This is a genomic window from Micromonospora sp. NPDC049060 (assembly GCF_040649055.1).
Taxonomy (GTDB): domain Bacteria; phylum Actinomycetota; class Actinomycetes; order Mycobacteriales; family Micromonosporaceae; genus Micromonospora; species Micromonospora reichwaldensis.
In genome coordinates this window covers 1-23,223 of the sequence record NZ_JBEZEV010000099.1, presented here as the reverse complement: position 1 = coordinate 23,223, position 23,223 = coordinate 1, and the positions used below count along the sequence as shown (strand labels likewise).

The following is a 23,223-nucleotide window of genomic DNA, read 5'->3' as shown; positions in this document are numbered from 1 at the left end:
GGCGAACGGCAAGGAGATCGAGAAGCTCAAGACCGACCTCCAGGCGGTCCGGGACAAGCTCGGCGACACCGAGCAGGCGAGCGGCGGCCGGAGCCGGGGCCGAGGGCCGAGCCGGGCGGGGCCGGCCGGGGCCGGGGCCAGAGCCGGGCGGGGTTGGAGCCGGGTGGGTCAGCCCCGCGCCCGGGGATGGGCGGTGGCGTACACCTCGCGCAGCCGCTCGACCGTGACCAGGGTGTAGACCTGGGTGGTGGTCACCGAGGCGTGGCCGAGCAGCTCCTGCACCACCCGTACGTCCGCGCCCCCGTCGAGCAGGTGGGTGGCGTAGGAGTGGCGCAGGGTGTGCGGGGAGACCGCCTCCGGGCCGTCCACCGGCAGCCCGGCCCGCTGGGCGGCGCGACGCAGGATGGTCCACGCGCCCTGCCGGGTCAACGCGCCGCCGCGGGCGTTGAGGAAGACCGCCGGGGTGCCCCGGCCGGCGGCGGCGAGCCCGGGGCGGGCCCGCACCAGCCAGGCCCGCACCGCCTCGACGGCGTACCCCCCGACCGGGACGAGCCGGGTGCGGCCGCCCTTGCCGCGCAGCAGCACGGTGCCCTCGTCCACGTCCAGGTCGTCCACGGCGGCGCCGACCGCCTCGGAGATCCGCGCCCCGGTGCCGTACAGGAACTCCAGCAGCGCCCGGTCGCGCAGCGCGAGCGGCGCCTGGTCGCCGGCGGCGGTCAGCGACCCGGCGGTCTCCAGCAGCCGCACCACGGCGTCGGCCGGCAGCGCGCGGGGCAGCCGGCGCGGCGGCGTGGGCGGGCGGACGTCCCGGCTCGGGTCGGCGCCGGCCAGCCCCTCGCGCAGCGCGAAGCGGTGCAGCCCGCGTACCGCGCTGGCCGCCCGCGCGGCGGAGGCGACCGCGAGCGGCGGATGCTCCCCGTCGCCGGCGCGCAGCCGGGCCAGGTGCGCCTCGACCTGCCCGGGGCCGACGGCGGCCAGGTCCGGCACGCCGGCCGCCGCCAGGGTGGCCAGGTAGCGCTCCAGGTCCCGCCGGTACGACGCGAGCGTGTTCGCCGACAGTCCCCGTTCGACGGTGAGGTGGTCGAGGTAGCCGCGGACGGCACGACGCAGGGCCGGCGCGGGCTCCACGCCCGCGCCGGCCCCGTCCAGTGTGCCGGTCAGCCCGCCACCTCTCAGGCCAGCGCGTCGGCCAACGCGAGGGGCGCCATGCCGTGCGCCTCGGCGACCGGGCCGTAGGTGACCTGCCCGTCGTGGGTGTTCAGGCCCAGCGCCAGCGCCGGGTCGCGACGCAGCGCCTCGCGCCAGCCGTGGTTGGCCAGCTCCAGCGCGTACGGCAGGGTGACGTTGGTCAGCGCGTAGGTGCTGGTGTGCGGCACCGCGCCCGGCATGTTCGCCACGCAGTAGAAGATCGAGTCGTGCACCTGGTAGGTCGGCTCGGCGTGCGTGGTGGGACGCGAATCCTCGAAGCAGCCACCCTGGTCGATGGAGATGTCGACGAGCACGCTGCCCGGCTTCATCCGGGAGACCAGCTCGTTGGAGATCAGGGTCGGGGCCTTCGCGCCGGGCACCAGCACCGCGCCGATGACGAGGTCCGCGTCCAGCACGGCCCGCTCGATCTCGTACGCGTTGGAGGCGACCGTCTGCAGGTGGCCCCGGTAGATGGCGTCGGCCTGGCGCAGCCGGGCGACGTTCTTGTCCAGCAGCAGCACCTCGGCCTGCAGGCCGAGCGCGATCGCGGCGGCGTTCATGCCGGAGACGCCGGCGCCGATGACCACCGTCTTCGCGGCGTACACGCCGGAGACGCCGCCCATCAGGATGCCGCGCCCGCCGCCCTGCCGCTGGAGGTGGTAGGCGCCCACCTGCGGGGCGAGGCGACCGGCCACCTCGGACATCGGGGCGAGCAGCGGCAGCGACCGGTCGGGCAGCTCGACGGTCTCGTACGCGATGCCGGTGACCTTGCGGTCGACCAGCGCGTCGGTGCACGCCTTCGAGGCGGCCAGGTGCAGGTAGGTGAAGAGCACCTGCCCCTCGCGCATCCGGTGGTACTCCTCGGCGATCGGCTCCTTGACCTTGAGCACCAGCTCGGCGGTCTCCCACACCTCGTCGGCGGTGGCCAGGATCTTGGCACCGGCGGCGGCGAACTCGTCGTCGCCGATGCTGGACCCGACGCCGGCGCCGGACTCGACGAAGACCTGGTGACCGCTGCGGACGAACTCGTTGACGCCCGCCGGCGTGATCGCCACGCGGTACTCGTGGTTCTTGACCTCGCGGGGGATTCCGACCTTCACGATGCAGACACCTCTCTTCGGGGCTGCGCTCCCCCGACTGCGCGGTGCCACGACGGCCCCTTTGCCGCCGCGGTCCACCGGTCCCGCCGGCGGCAGTCTAGGCGCGTCGCCGCCCCCGATGAGGCAGCACAGTGACATCCGGTGCCCGCACCCGCTGACGATGTGTCAGGCGTGAACCGGGCCGGCGGTGGGACCCGCACCTCAGCCGTCAGGACAGTGTTCATCCATTATCGTCCCACTCTTCGGGTACCGCTGCGGACAGGAGAGCAGTGGATCACTAGGGTGTCGCCTCATGACCACACCTCCTTACCAGCCCGGCTACCCCAACCAGCCCGGGTACCCGTCGGGTGTCTCCGACAAGAGCAAGGTCGTCGCCGGCGTCCTGCAGATCGTGCTGGGCACCTTCGGCGTCGGCCGCTTCTACATGGGCGACACCAAGACCGGCGTCATCCAGCTCATCGTGTCCCTCGTGACGTGCGGCATCGGCGGCATCTGGGGCCTCGTCGACGGTGTCCTGATCCTGATCAACGGTGGCGTCGACGGGCAGGGCCGGCCGCTGCGCGACTGACCGACCCGGAACGACGAAAGGGGCCGTGCGGACGTACCGCACGGCCCCTTCACGTTCTTCCCGACTCAGCCCGGCAGGGGCGCGTCGGCCCGGCGCAGCGCCGACCAACCGGTGTCGCGGGCCCGGGCGGCGGCGAGCAGCCCGGTCACGCAGGAGGCGTTGGTGATCTCGCCCGCGAGGACCATGCGGACCGCCTCGTCCAGGTCGATGCGGACGACCTGGAGGTCGGCCTCCTCCTCGCGACGCTCGTGCCGCTGCTCCGCCGGCACGTCGGCCAGGTCCCGGGCCAGGAAGACCCGGACCAGCTCGTTGGTGAAGCCCGGCGAGCTGTGCAGGTCCACCAGGACGTCGATGCGCCCGGCGGTGAGGTCGACCTCCTCGGCCAGTTCCCGGACCGCGGCGGCGGCCAGGTCCTCGCCGGAGACGTCGGTCAGCCCGGCCGGCAGCTCCCACAGGTGCCGCCCCACCGGGTGCCGGTACTGGCGGATCAGCACCACCTGGCCGGCGGAGTCGAGCGCCACCACGGCGACCGCGCCGACGTGCCGGACGAAGTCGCGGACGCCCGTCCCGCCGCCCGGCATGGTCACCTCCTCGCTGACCACGTCGAAGATCCGGCCCCGGTAGCGCTCGGTGCGCGAGCGCACCTCGTAGCGGTGCTCGACGGCGCTCACGCCGCTGTCGTGCCCGCTGCCCCGCTCGCTCACGCCGCCGCCCCGCTTCGCGTGCCAGCGGCGTGAGGCGCCGCGCTGCGGTGCGCGGTGGTTCGCTCGCTACGCTCGCTCACGAGGCCGACGTCGCCTTCGCGGCGGCGCCGCCGTTGCGGGCGGCGTTCTTCGCCGCCGCGCTCTCGGCGGCCTCCAGGTCGACGGGGAGCTGGTCGGCCTCCGAGTAGGCCACCGCTGCCTTCACGAAGGAGGCGAACAGCGGGTGCGGCCGGGTCGGCCGGCTCTTCAGCTCCGGGTGCGCCTGGGTGGCCACGAAGAACGGGTGCAGGTCCCGGTCCAGCTCGATGAACTCGACAAGCCGCCCGTCGGGCGAGGTGCCGGAGATGTGCAGGCCCGCCCTGGTCAGCGCGTCGCGGTAGGCGTTGTTCACCTCGTACCGGTGCCGGTGCCGCTCGCTGACCTCGGTGCTGCCGTACGCCTCGGCGACCAGCGAGCCCTCGGCGAGCGCCGCCGGGTACGCGCCCAGCCGCATGGTGCCGCCCAGGTCGCCCCTGCCGGCCACGATGTCCTCCTGGTCGGCCATGGTGGCGATGACCGGGTGCGCGGCCTCCTCGTCGAACTCCAGCGAGTTGGCGCCCTCCAGGCCGGCCAGGTGCCGGGCCACGTCGATGGTCATGCACTGCAGGCCGAGGCAGAGGCCGAGCAGCGGGATGCCGTTCTCCCGGGCGTACCGGGCGGTGCCGATCTTGCCCTCGATGCCGCGCACCCCGAAGCCGCCGGGGATGACGATGCCGTCGACGCCGGCCAGGGCGGCCGCCGCGCCGGACGGGGTGACGCACTCGTCGCTGGGCACCCAGCGCAGCTGCACCCGGGACCGGTGGCCGAAGCCGGCGGCCCGGATCGCCTCGCTTACCGACAGGTACGCGTCGGGCAGGTCGACGTACTTGCCGACCACGGCGACGGTGACGGTGTGCCGGGGCTGGTGCACCCGGTCCAGCAGGTCGTCCCAGCTGGCCCAGTCGACGTCGCGGAAGGAGAGGCCGAGCCGGCGCACCACGTACGCGTCGAGGCCCTCGCGGTGCAGCACCTTCGGGATGTCGTAGATGCTCGGCGCGTCCGGGGCGGCGGTGACGGCCTCGCGGTCGACGTCGCAGTAGAGCGACAGCTTCTGCTTGACCTTGTCGGGGATCTCCCGGTCGCAGCGCAGCACCAGCGCGTCGGGCTGGATGCCGATGCTGCGCAGCTGGGCCACCGAGTGCTGGGTCGGCTTCGTCTTCAGCTCGCCCGACGGCGCCAGGTACGGCACCAGCGAGACGTGCAGGTAGAAGCAGTTGTCCCGGCCCAGGTCGTGGCGGACCTGGCGGATCGACTCCAGGAACGGCAGCGACTCGATGTCGCCGACGGTGCCGCCGACCTCGGTGATCACCACGTCCGGCACCTGGCCGTCGTCGTCCGGATCGGCCATCGCCAGGATCCGCGACTTGATCTCGTTGGTGATGTGCGGGATGACCTGGACGGTGTCGCCCAGGTACTCGCCGCGCCGCTCCTTGGCGATCACCTCCGAGTAGATCTGGCCGGTGGTGACGTTCGCCTTGCCGGAGAGCGCCCGGTCCAGGAACCGCTCGTAGTGCCCGACGTCGAGGTCGGTCTCGGCGCCGTCCTCGGTGACGAAGACCTCGCCGTGCTGGAACGGGTTCATCGTCCCCGGGTCGACGTTGAGGTAGGGGTCGAGCTTCTGCATGACCACGCGCAGGCCGCGCGCGGTGAGCAGGTTGCCGAGGCTGGAGGCGGTGAGGCCCTTACCCAGCGAGGAGGCGACTCCCCCGGTGACGAAAATGTGCCTGGTCGTCCGTGCTGAAGGGGCCAAGGCCTGCTCCCGTGTCGTCCGTCGCGGTCGTGCAGACCGCCGTGCCGATCAGCCAAGTGATCACGCGATCCACGGGATTCCACGGTAACACCTCTCCCGGCCCACCCGCCGGGCGCACCCGGAGCGGGCTGCGGGACGTCCCGCCCGCGCCTCAGCCGGCGGTGACCTCGGTCGATGCCAGGCCGGCCGGCGCGCGCTCCCCCGCGCCGGTTCCGGCCGTCGGCCCGGCCGCCCCGGTCGCCGGGCCCGGGGCGCGCGGAGCCGGGGGCGCCGCCGCCGTGGCCGGTCCCGCACCCGGATCGGGGGTACGGGCGGCGCCCGGCCCCGCGCCGGTCGGTGCCGGCCGGTCCGGGCCGGCGTCGTCCGGTCCCCCGCCGCTGTCCCCGCCCGAGCCGTCGCCCGTACCGTCGGGCCCCTCGTCGCGCGGGCGGCCCGTGTCGGGCAGCGTGCGGTCGGTGGAGTGGTCGAGCACCCGCAGCGCGGCCAGCGCCGCCATCGGCACCACCAGGGCGGCGGCCGCGCCGGCCACGTCCAGGGCGTCGCCGCCCAGCACCCCGCCGATCACCGCGGCGACGGCGGTGCCGGCCATCGCCGCCCGCATCGCCGGGTAGATGCCGAAGAGCCGCATCAGCCCGCCCCACGGCTGGAGCAGGGCGAACCAGACCAGCAGGGCGCCGACCAGGGCCAGCACCGTCAGCGGGCTGTTGACCAGGGTGTCGAAGTTGGCCGTGCTGGAGCGGTGCACGGTGAGCCCGCCGGTGCCGTCACCGACGGCGGCCAGGAACCGGCCGAGGCTGCCCCGCTCGGCGGCGGGCCGGCGCAGGTCGAGCACCGCGAAGCCGATCGTCAGCGCGAGCCCGGCCATGGTGGCCCAGGCGAGCCTGCTGATCGTCAGCCAGCCGCCGGCGCTGATCGCCGCGGCGACGCTCAGCCCGGCGGTCAGCGCGATCGCGCCGATCGGGTCGGCCCCCAGGTACGGGCTGCCGACGACCAGCACGGCGGCGCCGCCGACGGCCACCATCACGGGCGGCCGCCAGGACCGGCGCACCCGCTGGGCCAGCCATCCCGCGCTCAGCAGGGACCCGGCCAGGAACACCCCGAGCCCGACGGTGCCCAGCCCGGCGTACCGACCGCCCTCCAGCGCGGAGTAGCCGACCACCCCGTTGAGCTGGAGGCGGGCGCCGGTGAGCACGTCCAGCCCCACGGCCAGCGTGGTCAGGCCGGCCACCGCACCGAGCGGACCGAGCGTGCTCGCGTGCCCGGGCGCGAACCGCACCACGGCGGTCCCGGCGACCAGCAGCAGCACGGTCACCCCGGCGAAGTAGACGCCCGCGTGGTCCCCGCGCCACCAGGGCACGGCGTCGGCCAGCAGCGCGGCCGGGACGGCGAGGGCCGCCGCGACCAGCAGCAGCTCCACGACCGCCACCACCCGCCGCGAGACCGGCTCCGGGCCGTACGGGCCGGCGTGCCGGCGTGCCCGGCGCAGCAGCGGCAGCACCGCCACGGCCAGCAGCACCTGGGCGCCGGCCAGCAGCGTGAAGAACCAGTCGGCCACCCGGCGCTGGGCGGCCGCCTCCCGGTCGGCGTCCGCCGGCGCGGCGATCGCGGCGGCGAGGTCCGCCGGCCGTCCACCAACCGACTCGGCGGGTCGGCCGAGGAAGAGCCGTTCGGGCAACGGCCGGCCCAGCGCGGTGAGCGCGGTCGGCGCGAGGTCGACCAGTTGCAGGTAGCCCTCACGGCCGGTGCTGGCCGAGGTGAGCCACCCGCCTTCCCAGCCCGGCCCGTCGGCGACGGCGACGTGCAGCCGGGACGGGGCGTCGGTGTCGGAGACCCCGGCGACGAGCACCAGCGAGCGGGGCGGCCGGGCGGCCAGCACCCGGGCCAGGCGGGCGTCCGCCTCCCTCGCGACGGCGGCCCGGGCCGCCGGGTCCTCGCCGGTGACCGTGCCGAGGTCGACGATGCTCAGCACGCAGGAGCCGAGCAGGGCCGCCGGGTCCGCCGGGAGCGCCGGCGCGTACCGGTCGACACGGCCGAACGGTCGGGCGGCGGCCACGGCCGCGCCGGGCCCGACCGCCACCGAGCAGCGCACCGACTCCGCCAGCGCGCCGGGCACCGTGCCCCAGGGCAGCCGCTCCTGGTTGTGCAGGACGACGCTCTCCTGGTCGGGCAGGTTCGCGCCGATGCCGTCGGGCTGCTCGACCGTCACCTGGGCCGGTGGACAGCCCTCGGCCTGCCGGCTGCCGTTCCAGGCGGCGTAGCTGCCGGCGCCGAGGGTCAGCCAACCGTCCACCGGGCAGGTCGGGCGGTGCGCGGAACGGACCGACAGGGAGCCGATCGAGCCGTCCTGGGCCATCCGCCACAACGTCGGCGTGGTCTGCGGGTCGACGTCCTCCCAGCGCAGCCCGGCGACCCCGACCAGCACCACGAAGTCGGCGGTGCGTCCGGGCGACGCCGCCCGATCGGGGCGTGCGGTCAGCGCGGTGATGCCCAGCGCCACCACGACCAGGGTCAGCAGGATCGGGGCGATTCTGCGCCGCATCACCGGCGTCCCGTCGACGGGGCGTCGGCACCGGGGGCGGCCGGTCCGGCGCCGTGCGGGGCCAGCTCGGCGTAGAGCGCCGCCAGCTGGGCCAGGGTGTCCGCCTCGGTGGGCCAGGAGGCGGCCCGGGCGGCGCCGCGCCGCCCCAGCTCGGCCCGCCCGGCCTCGTCGTCGAGCAGGGCGCGCACGGCCGCGTCGACGGCGTCCACGTCCGCCGGCGGCACCAGCACCGCGGCGTCGCCGACCAGCTCCGGCAGGCCGCCGACCGCCGTCGCCACCAGTGGTACGCCGGCCCGCATCGCCTCCTGCGCGAAGAGCTGACGGGCCTCCCAGTCGCTGGTCACCAGCGCCAGGTCGGCCCCGGCCAGCAGGTCGGCCACGTCGGTGCGGTGCCCGAGCAGGGTCACCGGGGCCCGGGCGGCGGAGATCCGGGCGGCCAGCGGCAGGTAGGCGGGGCCACTGCCGGCGATCACCACGACCGGCGCCGGTGTCCGGGTACGCCACCGGGCGGCGGCGTCGATCAGCACGTCGTACCGCTTCTGCGGGTGCAGCCGGCCCACGGAGAGGATCAGCGGCCGGTCCTGGCCGACGCCGAACTCGGCGCGGACGGCGGCCCGGCGGCGGCGCGGCGCGGGCAGTGCCGGCGCGGCGACCGGGGCGAGCCGGGCGTCCGCCGCGCCCAGCGCGGTGGCCCGCTCGACCAGGTCGGTGGAGGCGCCGAGCGCCACCCGGGCGCCCCGGGCGACGACCCGCTCGACGAGGCGCGACACGCCTCCGCGCAGGCCGCCGGCGAGCACCGCGTTGTGCCAGGTGACCACGAGCGGGGCGGCGGGCCGGGCGAGCACGGCGACGAGCCCGGCGCGCAGGCCGTGGGCGTGCAGCACGTCGACCGGTTCGGCGGCGAGGGCCCGGCGCAGCGCGGTGACCGCGCGGGCGTCGGCCGGGGTCGGGCTGGCCGGGATCTCCACCGGCAGGAACCGGGCGCCGACGCCCGTGAAGTCGAACTGCTCCTGCGTCGCGGCGGGGCCGCAGACCAGCACGGAGGCGCCCGCGGCGGTCAGCCCTTCGGCCAGCGAGCGGACGTGCTGCCCGACGCCGCCGGTGCTGGAGGCGAGCAGCAGGGCCACCGTGCCGCGCCAGCCGGGAAACGGTGCCGGCTGCGTCACCGCGACCACCCCCGTTCGTCGGTAGTCGTCGGCCGGTCACCCGTCCTGCACCCGCTCACCGGGACACCGTCTCCTTCCCGCCACCCCGTTCCGGGGGGATGTCGCCCTCGCCCGTCCCATCGGCGGGGGCCGCCGGCCCACGCCGGCCCGCCCTGCCCAGCCGCCGGAGCACCCCGGCGAGCAGCGGCGACACGTCCCGCCGGTCGACCAGCCAGACGACGGCGAGGAACACGACGCCGACCAGGGCTCCGGACAGCATGCCCTGCACGAGTGCGCCCGGTGTCGTCGGGGTGCCGCCGGCGGCCGCGTCGAGCCAGCGGGCGAGGGCCGTTCCGGCGAGCGCGGCCAGGGCGCCGGCGAGCAGTCCGGCGGCGCCTGCCCGGCCCGCTCCGGCGAGCGCGGGACGCCCTGCCGAGCGCCACACCGCGACGAGCAGCAGCCCGCCGAGCAGCACCATCCCGGCCGAGTTGGCCAGGGCGACCGCGAGCACCCGGTCCGTCACCGGCAGGAGGACCGCCAGCGGCACCGCCACCACCGGCACGGCCAGCCAGCCGGCGGTGATCGCGAAGGTCGCCGGGCGGGTGTCGCCACGTGCGTAGAGGGCGCGGGAGAGCACCGCGAAGAGGCCGTAGCCGAGCAGCCCGGGGGCGAAGCCGACGATGGCCGCGGCGGTGGAACCCGGGTCGCCCGGGTAGAAGAACGCGGCGACCGGCGCGGCCGTGCCGACCAGTGCCGCCGCGCCGAGGCAGCTGAACAGCAGCACCCCACGCACGGTCGAGGAGAGCGTGCGCTGGTACTCCTCGTCCCGCCCCGCCGCGGCGGCGGTCGCCAGCGTCGGGTACGCCGCCACCGCGAGGGGGACCGCCAGCACCGCCCAGGGCAGCAGGTACATGGTCTGGGCCAGGTTGAACACCTGCGGCGAACCGGTCGGGCCGCCGGAGACGCGGTTGAGCAGCACCAGCAGCGCGAGCTGCTGCGCGGTGACGGTGACCGCCCCGGCCATCGCCAGCGCGCCCACCCGCGCCCGGGCGTCGGGCGGGAACGCGTACCCGGGGCGTGGCCGCAGGCGCAACCGGCGCAGCGGGATCAGCAGGGACAGCGACAGCACCACGACGCCCAGCGTGGTGCCGGCCGACAGGAGCAGCTCGCCTCCACCGCTCACCTGCGCCACGCCGACGCTTCGTCCCTCGGTTCCGGCGAAGGCGAGGTACACCACGATCACGGTGAGGCTGGACAGCAGCGGCGCGATCACCGGCCAGGCGAAGCGGCGGTGCGCTTGGAGCACCCCGGTGAGCACGATGCCGACGCCGTAGAGCGGCAGCTGCGGGGCGAAGACCCGCAGCATCCGCGCCCCGGCCGCCAACTCGGCCTCGGAGCGCCCCTCGCTGAGCAGCGACACGATCGGGTTGGCCGCCACCGCGACCAGGACGGCCAGCGGCACCAGCAGGGTGACCGTCCAGGTGAGCAGGGCCCCGGTGGTGGCGGACACCGCGCGCCGGTCACCGGCCGCGACCGGCCCGGCCAGCAGCGGTACGACCAGGCTCGCCAACGCGCCACCGGCCACGATCTCGAAGATGATGTTCGGTGCGGTGTTGGCGATGACGTACATGCCGCCGAGGTCGCTCTTCTGCACGACCCAGGTGAAGACGGCGGTACGGCCGAAGCCGGCGAGCCGGCTGAGGACGGTGAGTACGGCGATGAGCGCGGCCGCTCCGGCGACACGGCCGGCGCCGGCGAGGGGTGCCGGGGTCGTCACGTCAGTCGGCGCGCCGGCCCAGTGCGTCGAGCTCGCGCAGCCCGGGGGTGCGCTGGATGACCTGGGTGAAGCTGACCTTCTCGCTGGCCGCGGTGAGGCCGGCGAGCACGGCGAGCAGCCCGGCCCGCCCGACGGGCCCGGTACGCGCGGCCAGCGCCACGCCGAGCAGCGCGCCGAGCGCGTTCGCGCCGCTGTCGCCGAGCATCACGTCCTCGCCGAGGTCGGCGGGAAGCAGCCCGGCGGCGGCGCCGACGGCCCCGGCGGCGATCCCGCCGTGCGGACCACCGGCCAGCGGGGCGCCGAGCAGGAGGCCGGACTTCAGCGCCCGGCCGGGACGCAGGTCCAGCAGGTTGAGCAGGTTCGCGGTGCCGGCGATGACACCGGCGCCGAGCAGCACGTCGACGCCCCGGCCCAGCGCGCCCTGCCGCTGGCGACGCCGGTGCCCGGCGACCCGGGGGTCGGCGGCGAGCAGCGCGGCGGCGCCGAGGCCCGCGGCCCCCACCCCGACGACCTTGACCAGCCCGGCGGTGACCCGGCCCTCGCGCAGCGCGGCCAGGTGCCCGGCGAACCCCTTGGCCGCCTTCTGCTCCGGCCGGGTGCCCACCACGTCGTCGTAGAGCCCGACCGCCCCGGCGCCCACCCCGGCGACCAGGGCCGCGGCTCCCGACGGGCCGCTGGAGGCGCCGAACGCGCCCGTCGCGGCGGCACCTGCGGCGAGGGCGGGGCCGGCGGCCAGGCTCACCGTGCGGCCGCGGAAGTTGGTCCGCTCCAGTGCGGGACCGGCCGGGGAGGTGCGCACCTCGCGCAGGGCGTAGCGGGCGGCGGCGGCGCCCGCGCCGGCGATCAGCAGTCGACCGAGCAGGCTCACGCGCGTCCCTCCCGCCGTACGTCGGCGAGGCGGGATCCGGACAGCGGGGTACGTCGTTCGCTCACTGGGGCAGTCTAGGCAGCAGGGACGACGCGTTGTCGCCGACACCGTACTGTCCGGCCTTCTTCTCGGTGACCTGTTGCACCAGCGCGAGGGCGGTGACCAGCTGGCCCTGGACGGTGTTGGCGTTGTCAACGGTGGAGATGGTCTGCACCAGCACGGGGTCGCTGCGCACGGCGGCCACCAGGTTTCCACCGGCCGAGCCGTTGCCGCCCACGACGAGGATCCCGGCCTGGTCGAACTGCTCGGCGACCTTCAGCACCGACTCGTCCTTCTTCGCCGAGTCCTTGTCCACGTACGGCTGCCCGCTGACCAGGACGACGGCCTCCGCCGGCGCGGTGACCGGCTTCTCGGTGGTCAGGTAGTTGGCGTTGACGTAGGCGGCGAGCACCGCCCGCCGGTCGGCCTCGGTGACGGGGGTGGCGCCGGCCGCCCGGTCGATCAGGACGCTGGCCAGCAGCGCGCTGGACGTCTCGACACCGTTGCTGTTGCTCGGCAGGTCGGCGGTCGGCGCGCCGGTGGGACGCGCGGCGGTGACCGCCAGCTCCAGCAGGTTGTTGTTGTTGTCCGGGTTGATGAACTTGTCCTGCAGGTCGATGCGACCGGTCACCTGGGCGCCGGCGAGCTGGAGCATCTTGACCACACCCTCGGTGTGGTCGCGCCCGGTGGGCAGGCCGACGACCAGCACCCGCTTGCCGGTCAGCGTGCCCGGCAGGACGACCTCCGCGATCTGGGCCGCGAAGTCCTCCTCGAGTTCCAGCTCCTTCTCCATGCTCTGGACCGCCTGGCGCATCTGCTGGTTGTCCTTGCGCAGCGCGTTGACGTTCTCCTTGAGCGAGTCGGCAACCGGGCCGTTGAGGGCGGCGGTGCCGACCACCAGACCGATCGCCAACGCGAGGAAGACCGCGGTCAGGGACACCACGTGGTACCGGAAATTGATCACACCTGCAGCCTCTTGATCGGTGGGACGCTAGAAAAGCTGTTCGAGCTGGAACACGAAATTGTTCCACCACTCGGAGACCACGCCCAAGTACGCCTTGCCGACGGTGGAGACCGCCACCGCCGACGCCATCGCCGCGATCGCGGAGAGCACCAGCAGCAGCAGCGACGACCCGGAGATGCTCTGCCGGTAGAGCCGGCTCACCCCCTTGGCGTCGACCAGCTTGCCGCCGACCTTGAGCCGGGTCAGGAACGTGGAGGCCATCCCGCCGCGCCCCTTGTCGAGGAACTCGACGAGCGTGGCGTGGGTGCCGACCGCGACCAGCAGCGAGGCGCCCTTCTCGTCGGCCAGCAGCATGGCCAGGTCCTCGCTGGTCGCCGCCGCCGGGAAGGTCACCGCCGGCACGCCGAGGCCGTTGACCCGGGCCAGGCCGGGCGCCCGGCCGTCCGGGTAGGCGTGCACGATCACCTCGGCGCCGCAGCGCAGCACGTCGTCGGTGACCGAGTCCATGTCGCCGATGATCATGTCCGGCGTGTAGCCGGCCTCCACCAGCGCGTCCGCGCCGCCGTCGACGCCGATCAGGACCGGCTTGAACTCGCGGATGTAGGGACGCAGCACGTCCAGGTCGGCCTTGTAGTCGTAGCCGCGCACCACGATCAGGCAGTGCCGCCCCTGCATCTCGGTCTGGATCTCCGGCACGCCGACCCCGTCGAGGAGCAGGTCGCGCTCCTGGCGGAGGTAGTCCATCGTGTTGGCGGCGAACGCCTCCAACTGGACCGACAGCCCCTCCCGGGCGTCGGCCATCGACTTGGCCACCGACTCGGCGTCCTGGAGGCTGCCGTGCGCCACCGGCTCGTCGCCGAGGAAGACGGTGTTGCCCTCGATCCGGACGGTGTCGCCCTCGCGGATCCGCTCGAAGACCCCCTCCCCCAGGTCGTCCAGGAGCGGGATGCCGGCGGCGACCAGCACCTCGGGCCCCAGGTTGGGGTAGCGGCCGGAGACCGACGGCTTCGCGTTGAGCACGGCGCCGACACCGACGGCGACGAGCGAGTCGGCGGCGACCCGGTCGAGATCGACGTGGTCGATGACCGCGATGTCACCGGGGCGGAGCCGGCCGACCAGGCGTTTTGTCCGGCGGTCGAGGCGTGCGGTGCCGAGGATCCTGCCCGGTTCCGCGTTCCGGGTCCGGCGCAACGTGGGTAGACGCATCGTGACCATCCTGGCATGTGAGGCAGGCAATTCTGTCGCGACATGCCTGAGCAGGGCCGCCTACCCAGGGAAGCACACTAACGCGCAGGCCGGTGTGCCTGTGCTCACAATCGCCGACCTCACGGGCGCCTTTCCCGGGCCGCCACGGCGAGAAGCTCCTCGGCGTGCGCGATACCCAGGTCCGAGTCGGGCAAACCCGCGAGCATCCGGGCCAGCTCCCGGGCGCGCTCGGTGTCCTCCACCACCCGGACCCCGCTCGTGGTGACCGCCCCGCCCGTGTCCTTCGCCACCACCAGGTGCCGGTCGGCGAACGCGGCCACCTGCGGCAGGTGGGTGACGACCAGCACCTGGTGGCTGCGGGCCAGCCGGGCCAGCCGCCGGCCGATCTCGACCGCGGCCTGGCCGCCGACCCCGGCGTCGACCTCGTCGAAGACCAGCGTGGGCGGCCCGCCCGAGCCGGCGAAGACCACCTCGATGGCGAGCATCACCCGGGACAGCTCACCGCCGGAGGCGCCGCGCTGCAACGGCAGCGAGGGCGCGCCCGGGTGAGCCAGCAGGCGCAGCTCGACCTCGTCGCCGCCGTCCGGGCCGACGCCGACCTCGGTGCCGTTGACCGGCAGGGTCGGCTCGGCGCGGCCGGCCGCGCGGGGCAGCACCGCCACCTCGATCCGGGCGTGCGGCATGGCCAGCCCGGCCAGCTCGACGGTGACCTGCTCGGCGAAGCGGGTCGCCGCCTCCTGCCGCGACGTCGACACCCGGCCGGCCAGGTCGGCCACCTCGCCGGCCAGCCGGGAGGCCTCCCGGTCCAGCTCGTCCAGGAGGTCGTCGGAGGTGTCCAGGTCGGCCAGCCGGGTGCGGGCACGCTCGGCCCAGGCGATCACCCCGTCGACGTCGTCGGCGTACTTGCGGGTGAGCGCGCGCAGCGCCGCCCGCCGCTCGTAGACGGTCTGCAACCGGGCCGGGTCGGCGTCCAGCGCGGCGAGGTAGGCCGACAGCTCGGCGGAGACGTCCGTGACGAGGGTCGCCGCCTCCTCCAGCCGCCCCGCCAGCTCACCCAGCGCCGGGTCCGTGCCGGCCTGCGCCTCCAGGGTGCGGCGGGCGGTGCCGAGCAACGCCGCCGCGTCCGGCGTCTCGTCGGTCGCCTCCACGCCGCCGGCGACGCACTGGTGGGCCACCTGCGCCGCGGTGCGCAGCCCCTCGGCGTGCTCCAGCCGCTGCGCCTCCGCCTTCAGCTCGTCGTCCTCGCCGGGCTGCGGGTCCACCCGGGTGATCTCGTCGAGGCCGAGCCGCAGCAGGTCCGCCTCCTGGTTGCGCTCGCGGGCGTTGCGCCGCCGGTCGGACAGGTCGTCGACCACCGCGCGCCAGCGGGCGTACGCCTCGCGCAGCGCGTCGAGCAGCTTCTCGTGCTCCGGGCCGGCGAAGCGGTCCAGCGCGGCCCGCTGCTCGGCCGGCCGCAGCAGCCGCAGCTGGTCGGACTGGCCGTGCACCGCCACCGCCTGCTCGCCCACCTCGCCGAGCATCGACACCGGCATGCTCCGCCCGCCCAGGTACGCCCGGGAGCGGCCCTCCACGGTGACGGTGCGGCTCAGCAGCACCGAGCCGTCCTCGTCGGGCTCGCCGCCCGCGTCGGTGATCCGCGCGTGCACGGTGGCGGCGACGCGGCCCGCGAGCCGCAGCCGGCCCTCGACCACCGCCCGGCCCGGCTGGGCGCGCACCCGCCCGGCGTCGGCCCGCCCGCCGAAGAGCAGGCCGAGGCCGGTGACCACCATGGTCTTGCCCGCTCCGGTCTCGCCGGTGATGACGTTCATGCCGCCGGTCAGCGGCAGCGTGGTGTCCTCGATGACGCCCAGTCCGGTGATGCGCAGCTCTTCCAGCACAGCAACCGACAGTAGACGCGGCCCCCGACACTTGACCAGCCGGCGTGCGCACACCGGTGCGTCCGCCCGCCGACACCCCACCGGGGCGGCCGGCCCCCGGGTCAGCGTCGGTTGCCGCGCCAGCCGTGCACGGGCAGGTCGAACTTCGCCACCAGCCGGTCGGTGAACGGGCGGTCCCGCAGCCGCACGACGCGCACCGGCAGCGCGCCGCGCCGCACGGTGACCCGCGCCCCGGGCGGCAGGTCGTAGACCCGTCGGCCGTCGCAGGACATCACGGCGAGGGTGGTGAACGGGTCGACGGTGATGACGAACCTGGAGGTGGGCGCGGTGACCAGCGGCCGGCTGAACAGCGCGTGCGCGCTGATCGGCACCAGCAGCAGGGCCTCCACCTCCGGCCAGACCACCGGCCCGCCGCCGGAGAACGCGTACGCCGTCGAGCCGGTGGGGGTCGCGCAGACCACGCCGTCACAGCCGTACCGCGACAGCGGGCGGCCGTCCACGTCGACCATCAGCTCCAGCATCTGGGCGCGCTCGCCCTTCTCGACGCTGATCTCGTTGAGCGCCCAGGACTCGATGGTCGGGCCGCCGTCGAACTCGGCGGTCACGTCGAGGGTGAGCCGCTCGTCGACTGTGTAGTTGCGCTCGACCACGTCGCGTACCGCGCTGTCCAGGTCGTCGATCTCGGCCTCGGCGAGGAAGCCGACCTTGCCGAGGTTGATGCCGATCAGCGGCACCTTCTCCGGGCGGGCCAGCTCCGCCGCGCGCAGGAAGGTGCCGTCCCCGCCGAGCGCGAAGACGATCTCCGCGCCCTCGGCCGCCTCGAGGCCGGTCACCGGGACCACTCCGGGCAGGTCGAGGTCGTCGGCCTCCTCGGCCACGACCCGCACCTCGAAGCCGGCCGAGATCAGGTCGGCGGCGACGGCGCGGGCGTGCTCGGTGCTGCGCCGGCGACCGGTGTGCGTCACCAGCAGTGCCGTGCGGCTCACCGGGACGGCCGTCCCGTCGTGCCCACGCGGCATCCGCGCGGCACGCCCGCGACCGCGGGGCTCGCCAGTCCACTCACCCGGCCACCTCCTCCGTCGCCGCGTCCGGCTGGTCGCCGGACGGCACCGGGCCACCCGGCCCGGCGGTCACCACCGCGCGCACCCGCTCCGGGTCCGCCGGCGGTGCGTCCCGGCGTAACCATACGAAGAACTCGACGTTGCCGCTCGGCCCGGGCAGCGGACTCGCGGCCACGTCGGCCAGGCCGAGGTCGAGCCGGGCCGCCGCGGCGGCCACGTCGAGCACGGCCTCCGCGCGCAGCGACGGGTCCCGGACCACCCCGCCGGCGCCCACCCGCTCCTTGCCGACCTCGAACTGCGGCTTCACCATCAGCGCCAGGTCACCGTCGGGCCGGGTGCAGCCGGCCAGCGCCGGCAGCACCAGCCGCAGGGAGATGAACGACAGGTCGGCGACCGTGAGGTCGACCGGGCCGCCGATGACCTCCGGCGTCAGCGTACGGACGTTGGTGCGCTCGAAGACCCGCACCCGGGGATCGTTGCGCAGCGGCCAGGCGAGCTGCCCGTAGCCGACGTCGACCGCGACCACCTCCGCCGCGTCGGCCCGCAGCAGCACGTCGGTGAAGCCGCCGGTGGAGGCGCCCGCGTCCAGGCACCGCCGGCCGGCCACCGTCAGCCCGCCCGGGGCGAAGGCGGCCAGCGCTCCGGCCAGCTTGTGCCCGCCCCGGGAGACGTACTCCGAGCCGGGGTCCTCGCCGGTGACCAGGAGCGGATCGGCGGGGTCGACCATCGCGGCGGGCTTGCGTGCCTGCACCCCGCGCAACTGGACCCGGCCGGCCTCCACCAGCGCGGCGGCCTGTTCCCGGGACCGGGCCAGCCCGCGGCGGACGAGTTCGGCGTCCAGCCGGTTACGACGTGCCATGCGTGGTTCTTCTCCGGTCGGTCAGGTCTGGTCGATGGTGGCGAGGGTCTCCCGCAGCGTCTCGTACGCCGCCTCGTACTGCGCGATCTGGTCGGCCGGGGCGAGCGTCGCGGCGTTGGCCATGGCCCGTACGGCGGCGTCCACGGCGGGATGCCGGTCGTCGCCGAGGTCGTCGGCGGACTCCGGCAACGACGGCGGAGCGGGGCGCGGGCCCGGCCGGGCGGCCGGCGGCGGACCGGGCCGGAACGGGCCGGTCGCCGAGCCGTGGCCGGCACCCGGCGGGCCGGGGCGGGCGCCGGGCGGCGGGCCGGGCCGGAAGGGGCCGCTCACGACCCGCTCCCGGCCGGGGCCGGGCGCGTCACGCCTCGTCCTCCGGCGGCCGCTTGCGGGCCGGTGCCTTCTTCACCGGCCGGACCGGCTCCGCGGCGCCCTCGGTCGGGGCGAGGGCCGACGGCGTCCGCTTGGCCACCGTCTTCTTCGCCACGGCCTTCTTGGCCAGTGCCTTCTTCGCGACGGCCGGCCTCGCCACCGGGGCGGGGGCCGTCGAGGTCGGTACGGCCGGTTCGGCCGCGCCCGGGGCGGGCGACGGCCCGGCGCCGGCGGGCACCGGGTGCGCCGACGCCCCGGTGCCTGCGGGCACCGGCGCCCCTGGACCGGCCGGCACCGGCGGGGCGCCGAGGCTCGCCTTGGCGTCCCGGAGCTGGCGCTCGAGCTCGTGCACCCGGCGGGTCAGCTCGGCGACCTCGTCGGCGGTGGCGAGCCCCACCGCGCCGAGGGCCCGGTCCACTTCGAACCGCACCAGCTTGGTCAGCGACTCCCGGTTGGCCGCGCCCGTGGACACCAGCTCCTCGGCGAGGGTCTGCAGCTGGGCGGCGGTCGCCCCGCCCGAGCCGACGACCCGGCGAACCGCGTCCTGGGCCTTCTTCCGGGGCGCCTCCGTCAGGCCCATGGCCAGCTCGAGGTAGGCGCGCCACGCGTCCTGCATGCCTGTTTCCTTCCGCGGGGCGGGGGTGTGCAGGTGCCACGCTACCGGGCACCCCGCGACGCCCTGTGCGGTACGGTGCCGGGGACGGCGTGGCGAGCGGTGAGGGGGCGATGGTGGCCAGCGTGGACGAATGCCGGCAGGCGTTGCGGGATCTGGCGGCCCGGCTGGACCGCAACGCGGAGACGGTGCGGGAGAAGGTCGACTTCGACCGGACGCTGGCCTGCCGGATCACCGACCTGGAGACCGCCTTCCACGGCCGGCTCTCCGGCGGCCGCCTGGTCGACCTGGCCGACGGCGACGACCCGAAGGCCAAGATCGCGCTGAGCACCGGCAGCGACGACCTGCTCGCACTGGTCCGCGGCGAACTCGACATCACCCGGGCGGTCACGTCCCGGCGGGTGTCGATCAAGGCCAACCCGCTCGACCTGATGAAGCTGCGCAAGCTGCTCTGAGTCGACCCGCACGCTGCCTGACCCGGGAACGCGGGCGGCCGTCGGCGGGATGAAGTTCGTCGACGGACGTCAGCCGGATGCGTTCGGCGTCAGCGGACGTCGGCGGGATGGAGTTCGGCGTCGGCGGCCGTCAGGCGGACAGGCCGAGTTCGGCCAGTGCCTTCTCCGCCTCGGCCGAGCCGGGACGGATCCGCGCCGGCCGCGCCGACCAGGCGGTCGCGCAGAGCGCCGCCAGGGCGTCCAGCGCACGGCCCGACCCGGCCAGCTCCAGCGCGTCGTCCCGCGCGGCCACCGACCAGCCGCTGGCGTCCGCCGGGCCCGGGACCCGCACCACGGCCGTCGGGTCGAAGAGCCCCGCCAGGTCCATCGAGACGTACGTCGGCCTGCGGTGCGGCGGGGCGGCGAGCAGCTCGGCCGCGTCGCTCACGCCGGTGAGCACCAGCAGACTGTCCAGGCCGGCCCGCCGGGCGCCCTCGATGTCGGTGTCCAGCCGGTCGCCCACCAGCAGCGTCCGGCCCTCGCCGGCACGTCGGGCCGCCGTGGTGAACAGGGCCGGCTCGGGCTTGCCGACGACCACGTCGGGATCCCGGCGCAGCGCGGTACGCAGCACGGCGACCAGGGCACCGTTGCCCGGCAGTGGTCCACGATCGCTGGGCAGGGCCGGGTCGGTGTTGGTGGCGACCCAGGTCGCGCCGCCGCGTACGGCCACCGACGCCTCGGCCAGGTCCGCCCAGCAGACCTGCGGACCGAACCCCTGCACCACCGCTACCGGCGACTCGTCGGCCCGGGACACCGGGGTCAGCCCGACCGCGCGCAGCTCGGCCCGCAGAGCCTCGGTGCCGACGACCAGCACCGCGGCGCCGGCGGGAAGCTGGTCGCGAAGCAGCTCCGCGGCGGCCGCCGCCGAGGTGAGCACCTCCTCGGGCCGGGCGGGCACGCCCATCCCGGTGAGTAGGTCGGCCACCTCGCTGGAGCGGCGCGAGGCGTTGTTGGTCGCGTACGCCACGGAGCGGCCCTCGGCGCGCAGCCGGCCGACCGCCTCGACCGCGCCGGGGACCGGCCGGTCGATCAGGTAGATCACGCCATCCAGGTCGAAGACGACCAGGGCGTACCCGTCGACCAGCCGTTCCCCAGCACCCGTCGTCATCGCTGCGCGGTGCCCGACTCGCCGGAGGCGGTGGGCTCGCCACCGCCGGTGGCGGCCCCGCTGTCGTCGCCGCGCGTACCGGTCGCGACGTTGTCCGCCTCGTCGTCGGTCAGCTCGTCGTCGGTCAGGTCGTCCGACGGCACCGCCGCGACCGCGGCCTCGTCCTGGTCGTCCTGGTCGTCGTCCTCGTCGTCCTCGTCGTCCTCGTCGTCTTCGCCTTCGTCCTCGTCGGCGTCGGCGTCGGTCGACTCCGTGTCGCTGGCGAGGTCGGCGTCCGGCCGGGCCGGTACCGCACCCGGGGCGCCGGGACCGGAGGCGATCGCCTCGGCGGACTCCTCGTCCTCCTCGTCGCCCTCGATCACCACACCGTCGAGTTCCAGCAGCCGCTCGGCGGCGTCGGTCTCGCCCTCGGTGTCGACGTCGGCAGCCCGGGAGAACCACTCGCGGGCCTCGTCACGACGACCGACCGCGAGCAGCGCGTCGGCGTACGCGTACCGCAGCCGGGCCGTCCACGGCTCGGCCGTCTCGCTCGTCAGCTCGGGGACCTGGAGCATGGCCACCGCGGCATCCTTCTGGCCCAGGTCGCCGCGCGCCCCGGCCGCCACGATCAGCAGCTCGGTCGCCACGGCCTGGTCCAGCTTCTCCCGGTCCGCGCCACGGAACAGGTCGATCGCCCGCTCGGGCCGGCCCAGCGCCCGCTCGCAGTCCGCGAGCACGGCCAGGTGGCTCTGCAACCCGCTCATCCGGTGGTACGTGCGCAGCTCCGCGATCGCGGTCTGCCACTCCCCCGCGTGGTACGCGGCCAGGCCGACCGCCTCGCGGACGGCCGCGATCCGGGACGCCAGCCGACGGGCCGCCAGCGCGTGCGCCAGCGCCTCGGCCGGGTCCTCGTCGATCAGCTGACCCGTCGCCACCAGGTGCCGGGCGACCGTCTCGGCGACCGGCTTCGCCAGCGAGAGCAGCTCGGCCCGGACGTCCTTGTCGAGGTCGGTCGCGACGATCTCGTCGGGCAGCGCGGGGGCCGCCGTACGCTCCCCCTCCGCCTCGGGACGCTCCCGCCGCTCGTCGCGACGCTCTCCGCCCCGGAAGCCGCCCTCACGACGGTCCCCCTGGCGTTCTCCGCCCCGGTAGCCACCTTCGCGGTCGCCGCCCCGGTAGCCGCCTGGACGGTCGCCGCCCTCACGACGGTCGCCACCGCGGTAGCCGCCCTCGCGGTCTCCGCCACGGAAACCACCCGGGCGGTCGCCACTCTCGCGGCGGAACCCGCCCTCGCGGTCGCCGCCACGGAAACCACCCGGACGGTCGCCGCCCTCACGACGGTCGCCACCGCGGAAACCGCCCTCGCGGTCTCCGCCACGGAAACCGCCCGGGCGGTCGCCACTCTCGCGGCGGAACCCGCCCTCGCGGTCGCCGCCACGGAAACCACCCGGACGATCGCCACCCTCACGACGGTCCCCACCGCGGAAACCACCCTCGCGGTCACCGCCACGGAAACCACCCGGACGATCGCCACCCTCACGACGGTCGCCGCCACGGTAGCCACCTTCGCGGTCGCCACCACGGAAGCCACCTGGACGGTCGCCACCCTCACGACGGAAGCCGCCCTCACGCGGGGGACCCGAACGGAAACCACCCTCACGACGGTCCCCACCGCGGAAACCGCCCTCGCGGTCACCGCCACGGAAACCACCCGGACGATCGCCACCCTCACGGCGGTCGCTGCCACGGTAGCCACCTTCGCGGAAGCCGCCTGGACGGTCGCTACCCTCACGACGGTCCCCACCGCGGAAACCGCCCTCGCGGTCGCCGCCACGGAAACCACCCGGACGATCGCCACCCTCACGGCGGTCGCTGCCACGGTAGCCACCTTCGCGGAAGCCGCCTGGACGGTCGCCACCCTCACGACGGTCCCCACCGCGGAAACCGCCCTCGCGGTCGCCGCCACGGAAACCACCCGGACGATCGCCACCCTCACGACGGTCGCCACCGCGGAAACCACCCTGACGATCGCCACCGCGGAAACCACCTGGACGGTCGCCGCCCTCACGGCGGTCGCCGCCACGGAAGCCACCCTCACGCGGCGGCCCCGAACGGAAATCACCCTCACGACGGTCCCCACCACGGAAACCACCCTGACGATCGCCACCCTCACGACGGTCACCGCCGCGGAAACCACCCTCGCGGTCGCCACCACGGAAACCACCCGGACGATCGCCACCCTCACGACGGTCGCCACCACGGAAGCCACCCTCACGCGGCGGCCCCGAACGGAAACCACCCTCACGACGGTCCCCACCACGGAAACCACCCTCGCGGTCACCGCCACGGAAACCACCCGGACGGTCGCCGCCCTCACGACGGTCGCCGCCACGGTAGCCGCCGGATCGCTCGTCACCGTCTCGACGGAAGCCACCTTCGCGGCGGTCGCCGCCCCGGAAACCCTCACGGTCGCTGCGGAAGCCGCCCTGGCGGTCGCCGACGTCCCGACGAGGGGCGCCACCACCGCGGGAATCACTGGCACGCGGACCGGACCGGAAGCCGCCCTCTCGGCGGTCGCCACCACGGGAGTCGCCGTCACGGCGGTCGCCGCCGGCGTGTCCGCCGCGCTGGCCGCCCCGGTCCTCGCGGTACGGGGGCCGGTCGTCGCGGCGCGGCGCTCCCTCGCGTCCACCCGAACGGTCTTCGTAGCGACGGGGACGATCTCCGCCCTGCGATCCTGAACTCACAGGTACATCCTTCCTCATTGCGTCACCTACGACGCTACGCAGTCGAGGGCCGACCCGGATGGGGCGGCCCTCGACTGGAAAAGTTGTCCGGCGGTGTCCTACTCTCCCACACCCTCCCGAGTGCAGTACCATCGGCGCTGGAGGGCTTAGCTTCCGGGTTCGGAATGTAACCGGGCGTTTCCCCTCCGCC

20 protein-coding genes, 1 rRNA gene and 1 pseudogene are annotated in these 23,223 nt (G+C 75.4%); 4 read left to right on the top strand and 18 right to left on the bottom strand.

Annotated features, from left to right (window positions below; all coding sequences use genetic code 11):
* Window positions 1-238 (top strand): annotated as a pseudogene (locus AB0B83_RS26195) (hypothetical protein); the annotation flags it as partial.
* On the opposite strand, the gene AB0B83_RS26190 reads toward AB0B83_RS26195, so the two are convergent.
* Entirely contained in the window at window positions 169-1,149 is a 981-nt protein-coding gene (locus AB0B83_RS26190; RefSeq protein WP_357580380.1) for a site-specific tyrosine recombinase XerD, read from the bottom strand. The pseudogene AB0B83_RS26195 and the gene AB0B83_RS26190 overlap by 70 nt on opposite strands.
* Window positions 1,150-1,172: 23 nt before the next feature.
* Window positions 1,173-2,288, bottom strand: coding sequence for an alanine dehydrogenase (ald, locus tag AB0B83_RS26185; protein ID WP_132234416.1), 1,116 nt, complete (start codon window positions 2,286-2,288; stop codon window positions 1,173-1,175).
* 226 nt (window positions 2,289-2,514) lie between these two features.
* Here ald and AB0B83_RS26180 point away from each other — a divergent pair, with 226 nt between their 5' ends.
* Window positions 2,515-2,856, top strand: coding sequence for a TM2 domain-containing protein (locus tag AB0B83_RS26180; protein WP_357580379.1), 342 nt, complete (start codon window positions 2,515-2,517; stop codon window positions 2,854-2,856).
* 65 nt (window positions 2,857-2,921) lie between these two features.
* On the opposite strand, the gene AB0B83_RS26175 is transcribed toward AB0B83_RS26180, so the two are convergent.
* From AB0B83_RS26175 to AB0B83_RS26115, 13 genes are all read right to left on the bottom strand, one after another.
* Entirely contained in the window at window positions 2,922-3,527 is a 606-nt protein-coding gene (locus tag AB0B83_RS26175; RefSeq protein ID WP_311413955.1) for an NUDIX hydrolase, read from the bottom strand.
* A gap of 109 nt (window positions 3,528-3,636) precedes the next feature.
* Entirely contained in the window at window positions 3,637-5,388 is a 1,752-nt protein-coding gene (locus tag AB0B83_RS26170) for a CTP synthase (protein WP_357580377.1), read from the bottom strand.
* Between the two features lie 151 nt (window positions 5,389-5,539).
* On the bottom strand, window positions 5,540-7,927 hold the full coding sequence (locus AB0B83_RS26165) for a hypothetical protein (protein ID WP_357580376.1): 2,388 nt from the start codon (window positions 7,925-7,927) through the stop codon (window positions 5,540-5,542).
* Window positions 7,927-9,093, bottom strand: coding sequence for a glycosyltransferase family 4 protein (locus AB0B83_RS26160; RefSeq protein WP_357580375.1), 1,167 nt, complete (start codon window positions 9,091-9,093; stop codon window positions 7,927-7,929). The genes AB0B83_RS26165 and AB0B83_RS26160 overlap by 1 nt, the downstream gene beginning before the upstream one ends.
* Before the next feature lie 55 nt (window positions 9,094-9,148).
* Window positions 9,149-10,849 carry a lipid II flippase MurJ gene (locus AB0B83_RS26155; RefSeq protein ID WP_357580374.1) on the bottom strand — a complete coding sequence of 567 codons (1,701 nt, stop codon included), beginning with the start codon at window positions 10,847-10,849 and terminating at the stop codon, window positions 9,149-9,151.
* Window position 10,850: 1 nt separating this feature from the next.
* Window positions 10,851-11,717: a hypothetical protein gene (locus AB0B83_RS26150; RefSeq protein WP_357580373.1), complete on the bottom strand. Its 867-nt coding sequence runs from the start codon at window positions 11,715-11,717 to the stop codon at window positions 10,851-10,853.
* A gap of 61 nt (window positions 11,718-11,778) precedes the next feature.
* Entirely contained in the window at window positions 11,779-12,720 is a 942-nt protein-coding gene (locus tag AB0B83_RS26145) for a copper transporter (protein ID WP_357580372.1), read from the bottom strand.
* Window positions 12,721-12,747: 27 nt separating this feature from the next.
* Window positions 12,748-13,926 carry a putative cytokinetic ring protein SteA gene (gene steA, locus AB0B83_RS26140; RefSeq protein ID WP_132234430.1) on the bottom strand — a complete coding sequence of 393 codons (1,179 nt, stop codon included), beginning with the start codon at window positions 13,924-13,926 and terminating at the stop codon, window positions 12,748-12,750.
* A gap of 119 nt (window positions 13,927-14,045) precedes the next feature.
* Window positions 14,046-15,803: a DNA repair protein RecN gene (recN, locus tag AB0B83_RS26135; RefSeq protein WP_357580371.1), complete on the bottom strand. Its 1,758-nt coding sequence runs from the start codon at window positions 15,801-15,803 to the stop codon at window positions 14,046-14,048.
* Between the two features lie 101 nt (window positions 15,804-15,904).
* A complete protein-coding gene (locus AB0B83_RS26130) occupies window positions 15,905-16,822 on the bottom strand; it encodes an NAD kinase (RefSeq protein ID WP_357580370.1) in 918 nt (305 codons plus the stop codon).
* A gap of 40 nt (window positions 16,823-16,862) precedes the next feature.
* Window positions 16,863-17,723, bottom strand: coding sequence for a TlyA family RNA methyltransferase (locus AB0B83_RS26125; protein WP_357580369.1), 861 nt, complete (start codon window positions 17,721-17,723; stop codon window positions 16,863-16,865).
* Window positions 17,724-17,744: 21 nt separating this feature from the next.
* Entirely contained in the window at window positions 17,745-18,053 is a 309-nt protein-coding gene (locus AB0B83_RS26120; RefSeq protein ID WP_327027799.1) for a hypothetical protein, read from the bottom strand.
* Window positions 18,054-18,081: 28 nt separating this feature from the next.
* Complete coding sequence (locus tag AB0B83_RS26115; RefSeq protein WP_357580368.1) at window positions 18,082-18,708, bottom strand: hypothetical protein; 627 nt, start codon at window positions 18,706-18,708, stop codon at window positions 18,082-18,084.
* A gap of 113 nt (window positions 18,709-18,821) precedes the next feature.
* Here AB0B83_RS26115 and AB0B83_RS26110 point away from each other — a divergent pair, with 113 nt between their 5' ends.
* Complete coding sequence (locus tag AB0B83_RS26110; protein ID WP_132234479.1) at window positions 18,822-19,160, top strand: SCP2 sterol-binding domain-containing protein; 339 nt, start codon at window positions 18,822-18,824, stop codon at window positions 19,158-19,160.
* A gap of 130 nt (window positions 19,161-19,290) precedes the next feature.
* Here AB0B83_RS26110 and AB0B83_RS26105 read toward each other — a convergent pair whose 3' ends face one another.
* Both AB0B83_RS26105 and AB0B83_RS26100 read right to left on the bottom strand, forming a co-directional pair.
* Window positions 19,291-20,307 carry an HAD-IIA family hydrolase gene (locus tag AB0B83_RS26105; RefSeq protein ID WP_357580367.1) on the bottom strand — a complete coding sequence of 339 codons (1,017 nt, stop codon included), beginning with the start codon at window positions 20,305-20,307 and terminating at the stop codon, window positions 19,291-19,293.
* Window positions 20,304-21,260, bottom strand: a complete 957-nt coding sequence (locus AB0B83_RS26100) for a Replicase polyprotein 1ab (RefSeq protein ID WP_357580378.1) — start codon at window positions 21,258-21,260, stop codon at window positions 20,304-20,306. Before AB0B83_RS26100 ends, AB0B83_RS26105 begins: the two co-directional genes overlap by 4 nt.
* Here AB0B83_RS26100 and AB0B83_RS26095 point away from each other — a divergent pair.
* Window positions 21,225-23,027 (top strand): hypothetical protein, encoded by a 1,803-nt coding sequence (locus AB0B83_RS26095; RefSeq protein WP_357580381.1) that lies wholly within the window; start codon window positions 21,225-21,227, stop codon window positions 23,025-23,027. The genes AB0B83_RS26100 and AB0B83_RS26095 overlap by 36 nt on opposite strands.
* Before the next feature lie 91 nt (window positions 23,028-23,118).
* Here AB0B83_RS26095 and rrf read toward each other — a convergent pair.
* Window positions 23,119-23,223 (bottom strand): 5S ribosomal RNA (gene rrf, locus AB0B83_RS26090); the annotation flags it as partial.